The following is an 11,372-nucleotide window of genomic DNA, read 5'->3' on the forward strand; positions in this document are numbered from 1 at the left end:
GCGGCAGCTCGGGACACGGAGGAATGGCCGAACGGACCTGCAGACGGACGGGTTTCGGAGCGGTATCCGCGCAAGCAGGGCAGGGTGCCTCGACGGTGTTGTCGATATCCCAGTCGATGTGCATCCCGGAAACAGCCTTTGGTAATGCGGACGGATAAGCGGAGAACGAGTCCGCAATAGCAGAATAGCCGTTGGACAGGCAACCGTGCTGAGGTTTTGACAGGCGCCGCGGGAGGAACCCGCTTGGCAGCGGCCGGGCGAGTGTGTTACCGCCTGACCATAGCCTTGCGGACACGACCGTGGCTGCGGGTGCCGGTTTGGCAAGGGACGGCCACAATCCAGGATGGCCGTATCGTCACGCGGTTTCCCGTCCCTTCCCCGCCGGCCGGGCTGCCCATCCGCGCCGTGCCCCATCGGGCCGCACCGAAACACCGAGCCATGCCGCCCTCCCTCATCCATCTCGACCCCGGCCCACAGCCCCACGCCGCCAGCCATCACGATCTGGTCTGGGCTTTCTCGGGGTGGGCCTGCCGGGAAGGTTGCCGTCTGCACGCGGCGGACCTGCGGGTGGGCGATGCCCGCTTCCCCGCCCACACAGGCGCCATCCGCCTCGACGCCGAAACGGCGCAACTCCGTCATGGTCTGGCGCCGGCGGTCCTGGACTGCGGCTTCTGGGGCGTCGCCGTGCTGCCGGCGGGCGGGTTCTGGCACAGCCTCCAGCCGGTCATGCTCCTGGAATGGTCGGACGGCACGTGGGAGGAATGGCCCGCACGCGCCTTCGCCGGCCCCGGTCCGTCGCCCGGAGCGATTGTCGACACGTCCGCCGATCGGAAACCTGCCGAAGATATCCCGCTGGTCGCCATCGCCATGGCCACCTACCAGCCCGATCCCCCCCTGTTCCAGGCCCAGATCGCATCGATCCGGAACCAGACGCACGGGCGCTGGATCTGCCTCATCGAAGATGACGGGTCGGACGACGCCCATTGGGCCGTCATCACCGCCGCGATCGCCGGGGACGAACGCTTCCTGGCGCGGCGCAACACCACCAACCTTGGCTTCTACCACAATTTCGAACGGGCTCTGACCCGCGTTCCGGCGGAGGCCGCCTTCGTCGCCCTGGCCGACCAGGACGACCGCTGGGCGCCGGAGAAGCTGTTGGTCCTGGTCGGCGTCCTGGCCGGACGGCTGGACGCCATGCTGGCCTTCTCCAACATGACGGTGGTGGACCGGAATGGCCGGCTGCTTTCCGAAACCTTCTGGCCCGGCCTCGACAGCCGTCACGACAGCCTCGACGCGCTGCTCATGGCCAACGTCGTCACCGGCTGCGCGTGTCTGTTCCGGGCCTCCCTCCTCCAACTGGCCTTGCCCTTCCCGGCGCTCGGGCGGCTCGCCTACCACGACCACTGGATCGCCTGCTGCGCGACCGTGGCTGGCGGCATCGCCTATGAACCGCGCTCCCTGGCCGGTTATGTCCAGCATGGGGGCAACAGCCTGGGCTACCGCCGCCGTCCCGGCCTCCGGCTGGCGTCCAGGATCGCGGCGTGTCTTCTCCTGTCCCCGGCGATCGCCCTCGCCGGCCAGTTGGCGATGGTCCGGCGCCGGCTGGCCCAACCGCTGAAGCTGCTGGTCAGCCTGCCGGACACGGAACTGGTCTGCCGCACGGCCTTCGCCGAAACACTGCGGCGGCGGGCGACGCTGGACGACGACGGCCGGCGGGCGGTGTCCACCTTCGCGCCCGGACCGCGCATCGGCCTCCGCCTGCTCGCCGCCCTGCTGCGGCCCGACCGGCGGGGAAAAGCCTTCCGGGGGGTCGCCGCACGTCTGTTCACCGGCCGGGTCATCGCCCACCTGATGAGCCTCCTGGCCCGCCTGCGCCCCCTGCCCGCCGCGAGGCGCTCGGTCACCGGGGAGCGGGGACATGCCGGATGACCCTCTAACCCCTCCTCCATCCCTGTCCACCCCCACCATGGCGGAGACCCTGTGGGCGTTCCATGCCGGCCGCTGGGACGAGGCCGGACGGATCTGCGAATTCCTGCTGGCCAGGGACGGCGCGCCGGACCCCGACGCGCGCAGCGGCACGCGGTGACGGCGGCTCCGCTCTCGGCCGACTTGCAGACGGCCCCCTCGCCCGCGCGGCGGACAAACTGCGCCGCGTGGTGGCCGGCAACCACCGCCGGCTGCGCCCCTCATAAGCGTCCCTGACCGTCCGGGCATCCGCCCCCGGGGCCCGTCCCGCGCCGGAAGCGGGCCTTCCGGGCCGAATTTTGGCACCCTCCCGGAAACGCTCTGGATCGTTGCGCGCCGGGCGTTGTCCTGATAAGCCGGTTTCCTGCGTCGCCCGGCAACCAGAACGTCTGCTTCAGAAGGAACCTCCATGGTCAAGCATCGCGGCTACAGCCAACATGTGCTGGTCACGGGAGGGGCGGGTTTCCTTGGGTCGCATCTGTGCGAGCGGCTGATCGAGCGCGGCGACGAGGTTCTCTGCGTCGACAACTACTTCACGGGCGCACGGCGCAACGTGGCGCATCTGATGGCCTCCCTGAACTTCGAGCTGATGCGCCACGACGTCACGTTCCCGCTGTATGTGGAAACCGACCGGATCTTCAACCTGGCCTGCCCGGCCTCCCCCGTGCATTACCAGTACGACCCGGTCCAGACCACGAAGACCAGCGTGCACGGGGCGATCAACATGCTGGGGCTGGCGAAGCGCACCGGCGCCACGATCTTCCAGGCATCGACCTCCGAGGTTTACGGCGATCCGTCGGTCCATCCGCAGCCGGAGGACTATTGGGGCAACGTGAACCCGATCGGCCCCCGCGCCTGCTACGACGAGGGCAAGCGCTGCGCCGAAACCCTGTTCTTCGACTATCACCGGCAGTACAAGCTGCCGATCAAGGTCGTCCGCATCTTCAACACCTACGGCCCGCGCATGCACCCCAACGACGGGCGGGTGGTGTCCAACTTCATCATGCAGGCGTTGAAGGGCGAACCGATCACCGTGTATGGCGAAGGCCAGCAGACACGGTCCTTCTGCTACGTCGACGATCTGATCGACGGATTCCTGCGTTTCATGGACACCGGGCCGGAGCACAGCGGTCCGCTCAACCTCGGGAATCCCGGTGAGTTCACCATCCTGGAACTGGCCGAACTGATCATCGAGCTGACCGGGTCGACATCGACCATCCAGCGCCATCCCCTGCCCCAGGACGATCCCAGGCAGCGCCGGCCCGACATCACCAAGGCCAGGGCGCTGCTCGATTGGGAGCCCCGGGTGCCGCTTCGGGACGGCCTGGAGCGGACCATCGCCTATTTCCGGAAGAATTTCTTCGATTGACCCTCCCCATCGGCCAGCCCAGGGCCACAGATATGGAAGATGCCTTGAACAAAGTTGCCTTGATCACCGGTATAACCGGACAGGACGGCGCCTATCTGGCAGAGCTTCTGTTGTCCAAAGGCTACACAGTCCACGGCATCAAGCGGCGCTCCTCCTCCTTCAACACTGAGCGGATCGAGCATCTCTACCAGGACACCCACGAATCCGACGTGCGGTTCAAGATGCACTATGGCGATCTGACCGACGCCACCAACCTGATCCGCATCGTGCAGGAAGTTCAGCCGGACGAGATCTACAACCTCGCCGCCCAGAGCCACGTCCAGGTCAGCTTCGAAACGCCGGAATACACCGCCAATTCCGACGGGCTCGGCACGCTGCGCCTGCTGGAAGCCATCCGCATCCTCGGGATGGAGAAGCACACGCGCTTCTATCAGGCCTCCACATCCGAACTGTACGGCCAGGCGCGGGAAACGCCGCAGAAGGAAACCACCCCCTTCTACCCGCGCAGCCCCTACGGCGTGGCCAAGCTCTACGCCTACTGGATCACGGTGAACTACCGCGAAGCCTACGGCATGCACGCATCCAACGGCATCCTGTTCAACCATGAAGGACCGACCCGCGGCGAGACCTTCATAACGCGCAAGATCACCCGCGCCGTCGCCGCCATCGACCACGGCCTGCAGTCGAAGCTGTATCTCGGCAACCTGGACGCCCGGCGGGACTGGGGCCACGCCCGCGACTATGTCGAGGGCATGTGGCTCATGCTCCAGCAGGAAAAGCCGGACGATTACGTTCTGGCCACCGGCGAAACCCACCCGGTGCGCGAATTCGTCGAGCTGGCCTTCGCCCACACCGGCCGGACCATCGTTTGGGAGGGCCAGGGCGTGGACGAGAAAGGCCTCGACAGCAGAACCGGAGCCGTTCTGGTCGAGGTCGATCCCCGCTATTTCCGCCCGACGGAGGTGGATCTTCTGCTCGGCGATCCGTCCAAGGCGCGGGCACGCCTGGGCTGGCATCACCGCACCAGCTTCCTGGATCTCGTGCGGGAGATGATGGAAAGCGATCTCCAGCGCATCCAGAGGGGCCCACATTTTCTGGAAACCGGCATGCCGGGCGGGGGCCGGGAATGAGCGGGCCGGCCGGCCCGCTTTCTCCCCGCCTTGTCATAGGTTGCGGTCACCTTCCGTTCAGATTTCCTTTGTAAGACAGCATCCGGGTTCCTTCACGCAGTCAGGTCTCCCCGTCGACCGCCGAACCGCAGAGAGCGTTCATGACCGATTCCGTTGCAACCCTGCGCATCCATCCCGTCCTGCTGTCCGGGGGAGCCGGTGTCCGGCTCTGGCCGATGTCGCGCGAACAGCATCCCAAGCAGCTCCTGCCGCTGTGTTCGGACCGGTCGATGCTGCAGGACACGGCGCTGCGGACCGCCGGGGGCGAGGAGTTCGCGGCCCCCCTGGTCATCTGCAACCAGGAGCACCGCTTCATCATCGCGGAACAGCTCCGCCAGATCGGCATCGCCGACGCCAAGATCGTCCTGGAGCCGTTCGGCCGCAACACCGCCGCCGCCGCCGCCCTGGCCGCGCTGATCGTCGCGGAGAGCGATCCCGGCGGGCTGCTGCTGCTGCTGCCGGCCGACCATGTGATCCGCGACGAGCCGGCCTTCCGGGACGCCATCGCCTGCGCGGCGCGCGTCGCCGCCGCCGGTTACCTGACCACCTTCGGCATCGTCCCGACCGCGCCGGAAACCGGCTACGGCTACATCCGCCACGGCGCCCCGATCCCTGGCCACGACGGCGCGCACGCCGTCGCCGCCTTCGTCGAGAAGCCGCCGCGCGCCGTGGCCGAGACCTATCTCGCCGAAGGCTCCTATTTCTGGAACAGCGGCATGTTCATGCTGCCGGCCGCGCTCTTCCTGAGCGAGCTGGAGCGCTACGAGCCGGCGGTCCTGGCCGCCTGCCGGGCGGCGCTCGCCGCCAGCAGGACCGACATGGACTTCGTCCGTCCCGATGCCGACGCCTTCGGCGCGGCGCCCTCCATCTCCATCGACTACGCGGTGATGGAGCGGACCGGGCGCGCGGCGGTGGTGCCCTGCTCGATCGGCTGGACCGACGTCGGCGCCTGGTCGGCGCTGTGGGAGATCGGCGCCAAGGACGAGGCCGGCAACGTCTGCCAAGGCGACACGATCGCCTGGGAGAGCCAGGGCTGCTACGCGCGCAGCGAGGGAACGGCGCTCGTCGCCCTGCTCGGCATGACCGACACCGTCGTGGTCGCCACCGAGGACGCGATCCTGGTCGCCGCCAAGGACCGGGCCCAGGACATCAAGCCGATGGTGGAGCGGCTGAAGAAGGACGGCCGCAGTGAGCCGCTGCTGCACCGCCGCGTCTACCGGCCCTGGGGCTTCTACCAGTCGCTCCACTCCGGCGACCGCTTCCAGGTCAAGCGGCTGACCGTCAAGCCGGGGGCGCGCCTGTCCTCGCAGATGCACTATCACCGTGCCGAACATTGGGTCGTGGTGAACGGCACCGCCCTGGTCACCCGCGGCGAGGAGCAGATCCTGCTGCGTGAGAACGAGTCCGTCTACATCCCGCTGGGCACCCTGCACCGGCTGGAGAACCCCGGCAAGGTGCCGCTGAACCTGATCGAGGTGCAGTCCGGCTCCTATCTGGGCGAAGACGACATCGTCCGCTTCGACGACACCTACGGACGGGTGTAGACGCACCACCATGACCCAGGCAGCCCATTCCCCCATCGACCAGCCCGCTCCGGAAATCACCCAGGCGCCGCTCGTTTTCGTGTGGCTGGCGCGTGGCGACGTGCGCCAGGGGCTGCCCACCACCGCCCCGGAGGCGCGCCACCGTTTCCTGGCTTGGTGGGCGCTGTTCGGCCGGGCGGAATACGCGCATCTCGGCGATCCCTTGCCCGCCGCGCATCGGGCCTGGTTGTCCGCCCCGGCGCCCGGGCTGCCGCAGGACACCGGCTTCCCGATCAGCCGCCTGATGATCGAGGTCTGGAACTGGAGCGCCGAACTCCGGGAGCGCTTCCCGCTGGACCGCCGGGAAGGACGGATCGCCTTCGCCCGCTGGTTCATCCTCGAGGGGATGGTCGATCACGATCTCGGCAGCTTCCTGTCGGAGGAGCAATGGGCGGCGATCGCCACACCCGGCGCCGGGGTGGCCGCCGGGCTGGCGCCGCTCGATGGGCTGCTGCTCGCCCTGTGGGAGAGCGAGCCGGAACTCCGCCAGTCCCTCACCCTGACCAGCCCCGCCGGCCGCGAGCGCCTGCTCCGCTGGTACCAGGAGAACGGGGCGCGGCTGCACGCCGAGGGCCGCCTCGCCCACGACCGGGCCCGCCGGGCCCGCACCCCGCGCGCACCGGGTCCCTCCCCTCTGCCGGCCGCCGCCCCCCGCCCGACGAAGCCGGACGAGCCCTTCGGCGTGAACCTGATCGGTTTCGCCCACGGTGAACTCGGCATCGGCGAGGACGTGCGCATGATGGCGCGGGCCTGCACCGCCGCCGGCATCCCCTTCAGCGTCTTCGACGTGCCGATCCGGCTGTCGAACCACCGCTCGGCCGACCGCCGGTTGGACGGGCTGACCAGCCGCGACCGCCCCTATCCGGTCAACGTCTTCTGCCAGACCGCCTTCGACACCGCCGCCCTGCTGCTGGAGCACGGGCCGGGCCTGTTCCAGGACCGGATCAACATCGGCTACTGGCCGTGGGAGCTGCCGGATTGGCCGGACGCCTGGACCCCCGCCTTCGATCTGGTGGACGAGGTCTGGTCCGCCAGCCACTACACCCAGGAGTCCATGGCGCTGAAGGCGCCGGTGCCGGTCGTCCACATGCCCATGGCGGTGGAGGCCCGGCTCTCCCGCCCGTATCGCCGGTCCGATTTCAAGCTGCCGGAGAACCGCTTCCTCTTCCTCTACACCTTCGACTGGAACTCCTACCCGGCGCGCAAGAACCCGGCGGCCGCGATCGCCGCCTTCAAGGCCGCCTTCCCCGATCCGGCCACCCCGGTGGCTCTGGTCCTGAAGACGATGGGGGCCGTGGAGGGCGCCATGGAGAAGGACCCGCAATGGCGGGCCCTCGCCCAGGCCATCGCCTCCGACCCGCGCATCGGCGTGATCAACACCGTGCTCGACCATGACGCGGTGCTGGGCCTGTGCTCGGTCTGCGACGCGGTGGTGTCGCTGCACCGCTGCGAGGGCTATGGCCGCACCCTGGCCGAGGCGATGTTGCTGGGCAAGCCGGTGATCGCCACCGGCTGGTCGGGAAACGCCGACTTCTGCATCGCCGAGACCGCGGCGCTGGTGCCGGTCCGCGTGGTCCCGGTGGGGCAAGGGGAGTATCCGCACGCCGAAGGCATGGTGTGGGGCGACCCGGATCACGCCGTGGCGGTGGAGGCTCTGCGCCGCGTCGCCGGCGATCCCGCCTTCCGCAACCGGATCGCCGCGAACGGACGCGCCTTCATGGAGCGCTGGGCCGATCCCGCCCACATCGGACAGCGCTACCGCATGCGTCTCCAGACCCTGCGCCGCGCGCGCAAGGACCGTCCGGTGGCGTCCGCCGTCCCCGGATAAGGGGACGCCTCCGGGGGGCGCGAAACGGACGGACGCGGACAGGAAAATGGGGGCAGGGAAACGGGGACGGGGAACCGCCGGCGTCAGATCACGCCGCGGGTCTCCAGCATCGCCACGACACGGGCCGCCAGTTCCTGCGGCGTATGATCCCCGGCGTGCAGATGCAGTTCCGGGGCTTTCGGCGGCTCGTAGGGGCTGTCGATGCCCGTGAAGTTCGGCAGCCGTCCGGAGCGGGCCTTTCGGTAGAGGCCCTTGGGATCGCGCGCCTCGCAGGTTGCGAGCGGCGCATCGACGAAAATCTCCAGAAACTCGCCGTCCTCCATCAGGTCACGGGCCATGCGCCGCTCGTTGCGGAAGGGCGATATGAAGCTGGCCAGGACGATCAGCCCGGCTTCGGTCATCAGCTTGGCCACCTCCGCCACGCGGCGGATGTTCTCCACCCGATCCGCATCGGTGAAGCCCAGGTCCTTGTTCAGCCCATGGCGGACGTTGTCCCCGTCCAGGCTCATGGTCCGGCGGCCCCGGCGGTGGAGCTCCTGCTCCACAAGGTCGGCGACGGTGGACTTGCCGGCTCCCGAAAGGCCGGTGAACCACAGCACGCACGGCTTCTGGCCGTTGACGGCGGCCCGCGCGGCCTTGTCGACCCTCATCCTCTGCCAGTGGATGTTCGACGCCCGGCGCAGCGGAAAGCCGATCATCCCGCAGCCGACCGTGGCGTTGGTCATGCGGTCGATCAGGATGAAGCCGCCGGTTTGCGGGTTCTCCCGGTAGGGATCGAAGGCGACGGGTCGGTCGAGCGCCAGATTGCACAGGCCGATCTCGTTCAGGCCGAGCTGCCGGGCGGCGGAGTGCTCCAGGCTGTTGACGTTGACGGCGTGCTTCAGCTCGGTGACCTGCGCGCCCGCGGTGGCCGTGCCGAGACGCAGGACATACAGGCGCCCGGGCAGCAGGGGCTGCTCGCCCATCCACAGGATGTGGGCCGCAAACTGGTCGGCAACCTCGGGCCGGGCCTCCATCGCCGCGACGACGTCGCCACGCGACACGTCCACCTCGTCGGCCAGCACCAGGGTCACGGCCTGATGGGCGACCGCACTGTCGAGATCGCCGTCCATGGTGACGATGCGCGACACGGTGGTGGTCCGCGCACCGGGCAGGATCGCCACCGGATCGCCGACCCGGATGGTGCCGCCGGCGATGGTGCCGGAGAAGCCGCGGAAGTCCTGGTCGGGACGGTTGACCCGCTGGACCGGCATACGGAAGGGGCGGCGAAGGGCGTCGGACGCGATCTCCATCGTTTCCAGCCGGCCGAGCAGAGTCGGCCCCCGGTACCAGCCCATGGCCGCCGACGCCGTGACCACGTTGTCTCCGGTCAGGGCGGAAAGCGGAATGCAGTCGACGCCGGAAATGCCCAACCGGGCGGCGAACTCCCGGTATTGCGCGGCGATGCGGGCGAAGACCGCCTCGTCCCAGCCCACCGCATCCATCTTGTTGACCGTCAGGACGACGTGCCGGATGCCGAGCATCGCGACGATATGGCTGTGCCGGCGCGTCTGGGTCAGGAGGCCCTTGCGCGCGTCCACCAGAAGAACCGCCGCATCCGCCGTGGAAGCGCCGGTCGCCATGTTGCGCGTGTACTGCTCGTGACCGGGCGTGTCGGCGACGATGAACGCGCGCCGGCTGGTGGTGAAGAAGCGGTGGGCGACGTCGATGGTGATGCCCTGCTCGCGCTCCGCGGCCAGACCGTCCACCAGAAGCGCCAAGTCCAGCTGGCCGGTTCCGGTCGTCCCATAACGCCGGGAATCCCGCTCGAGGCTGGCCAGATGATCCTCGCACAGCCGCTTGCTGTCGTAGAGCAGGCGGCCGATCAGGGTGGACTTGCCGTCATCGACCGAACCGCAGGTCAGAAAGCGCAGAAGTTCCTTGCCCTCCTGCTCCCGCAAGCAGGCATCGACCGTGGCGGCGGCGTCATGACGATCTGGCATCAGAAATAGCCTTCCTGCTTCTTGATCTCCATGGACGCCCCGGCATCCTGATCGATCAGCCGGCCCTGGCGCTCCGAGGTGGTCGCGCGCAGCATTTCATGGATGATTTCCGGCAGGGTTGCTGCACGGCTCTCGACGGCGCCGGTGAGCGGGTAGCAGCCCAGTGTGCGGAAACGTATCCAGCGCATCTCCGGCGTCTCTCCCGGACGCAGCGGCATGCGGTCGTCGTCCACCATGACGAGCATGCCGTCACGCTCGACCACGGGGCGGGAGCGCGCGAGATACAACGGCACCACGGGTATCTTTTCCTTGTGGATGTACAGCCAGATGTCGAGTTCCGTCCAGTTGGACAGGGGAAAGACCCGCATGCTCTCCCCTTTGCGGACACGGCCGTTGTAGAGGCTCCACAGTTCCGGGCGCTGGTTCCTGGGATCCCAGTGGTGATTGGCGGTGCGAAAGGAGAAAATGCGCTCCTTGGCACGGGACTTCTCCTCGTCGCGGCGAGCCCCTCCGAAAGCCGCGTTGAAACCATGCCGGTCGAGCGCCTGCTTCAGGGCCTGCGTCTTCATCACGTCGGTGTGTACGGTGGAGCCGTGGGTGAACGGCCCAATCCCCTCACGCACACCGTCCTGGTTGATGTGGACGATCAGGTCCAGCCCCAACTCCATGACCCTCTGGTCGCGGAACGCGATCATCTCGCGGAACTTCCATGTCGTGTCGACATGAAGCAGCGGGAATGGCGGCTTCGACGGATAGAACGCCTTCATCGCCAGATGCAGCATCACCGAGCTGTCCTTGCCGATCGAATAGAGCATGACCGGCCTGTCGCACTGGGCCACGACCTCGCGCATGATGTGAATGCTCTCGGCTTCCAGCCTCTGCAGGTTGGTCAACCCGCCGGCAAACGACGAAGGAAAACCCATCGGGGGCGGCACCCTGCTGCGACGTTGGGACCAGGCGATGATCGCACAACGGATAGACAGGGAAGAAAGACACAACCGGACAACCGCCTTTTCCGTGCAGCCACACCGCCCCACCTTCCCTTCCACCGCCATGCCCAGGCTTGGAGTTTTGTCGCGCCCCACAACCGTACCCCGCCATACCCGCCCCGTCCCCTTCGGGGCTGGAGCCGAATCACACCCGGATGACCGGCGCCGACTCCGGAAAAACACTGCATTCCCGATTCGTCAACGACTCGGGGCCGACTCGAAAATATAGAGTTGGAGTCTTGTCGCGGTCCGATAAGCGTCCACAGAAGGCGCAAGCCATCCCCTGGAGTGTTGTCGCGCGAATTTTGGAGTCTAGTCGCGCGAATCGTGATTCGCACCTGGAGTCTTGTCGCACAAACAATTAGATAAACTCTATTAGCCTTACAAATAGTTCGCGCGACAAGACTCCAAATTGCAGCCCCGAAAAAACCGTGATACATCGGACAGGGTCAAATGAACCCGAAACGAGCCATGAGCGAAGCCAGCG

At 67.7% G+C, this 11,372-nt stretch carries 8 protein-coding genes; 6 read left to right on the plus strand and 2 right to left on the minus strand.

All coding sequences use genetic code 11. The features are described from left to right. Window positions 1–438 precede the first annotated feature (438 nt). From ABAZ39_RS33665 to ABAZ39_RS32745, 6 genes are all read left to right on the plus strand, one after another. Window positions 439–1,929, plus strand: coding sequence for a glycosyltransferase (locus ABAZ39_RS33665; RefSeq protein WP_051658848.1), 1,491 nt, complete (start codon window positions 439–441; stop codon window positions 1,927–1,929). Beyond that, window positions 1,919–2,086 carry a hypothetical protein gene (locus ABAZ39_RS36405; RefSeq protein WP_160174892.1) on the plus strand — a complete coding sequence of 56 codons (168 nt, stop codon included), beginning with the start codon at window positions 1,919–1,921 and terminating at the stop codon, window positions 2,084–2,086. The genes ABAZ39_RS33665 and ABAZ39_RS36405 overlap by 11 nt, the downstream gene beginning before the upstream one ends. A gap of 288 nt (window positions 2,087–2,374) precedes the next feature. Then, window positions 2,375–3,334: a UDP-glucuronic acid decarboxylase family protein gene (locus ABAZ39_RS32730; protein ID WP_040138533.1), complete on the plus strand. Its 960-nt coding sequence runs from the start codon at window positions 2,375–2,377 to the stop codon at window positions 3,332–3,334. 44 nt (window positions 3,335–3,378) lie between these two features. Next, window positions 3,379–4,464 carry a GDP-mannose 4,6-dehydratase gene (gmd, locus tag ABAZ39_RS32735; RefSeq protein ID WP_051658849.1) on the plus strand — a complete coding sequence of 362 codons (1,086 nt, stop codon included), beginning with the start codon at window positions 3,379–3,381 and terminating at the stop codon, window positions 4,462–4,464. Between the two features lie 140 nt (window positions 4,465–4,604). Continuing rightward, a complete protein-coding gene (locus ABAZ39_RS32740; protein WP_040138534.1) occupies window positions 4,605–6,047 on the plus strand; it encodes a mannose-1-phosphate guanylyltransferase/mannose-6-phosphate isomerase in 1,443 nt (480 codons plus the stop codon). A gap of 10 nt (window positions 6,048–6,057) precedes the next feature. Next, the gene (locus ABAZ39_RS32745) at window positions 6,058–7,914 is read left to right on the plus strand and encodes a glycosyltransferase (protein WP_051658850.1); all 1,857 of its coding nucleotides are present in this window, start codon (window positions 6,058–6,060) and stop codon (window positions 7,912–7,914) included. An 83-nt stretch (window positions 7,915–7,997) separates the two neighbouring features. Here ABAZ39_RS32745 and cysN read toward each other — a convergent pair whose 3' ends face one another. Continuing rightward, window positions 7,998–9,896: a sulfate adenylyltransferase subunit CysN gene (gene cysN / locus ABAZ39_RS32750; protein WP_040138535.1), complete on the minus strand. Its 1,899-nt coding sequence runs from the start codon at window positions 9,894–9,896 to the stop codon at window positions 7,998–8,000. Beyond that, a complete protein-coding gene (gene cysD, locus ABAZ39_RS32755; RefSeq protein WP_040138536.1) occupies window positions 9,896–10,819 on the minus strand; it encodes a sulfate adenylyltransferase subunit CysD in 924 nt (307 codons plus the stop codon). Before cysD ends, cysN begins: the two co-directional genes overlap by 1 nt. Between the last annotated feature and the right edge of the window lie 553 nt (window positions 10,820–11,372).

Source organism: Azospirillum argentinense (assembly GCF_000632475.1).
GTDB lineage: Bacteria > Pseudomonadota > Alphaproteobacteria > Azospirillales > Azospirillaceae > Azospirillum > Azospirillum baldaniorum.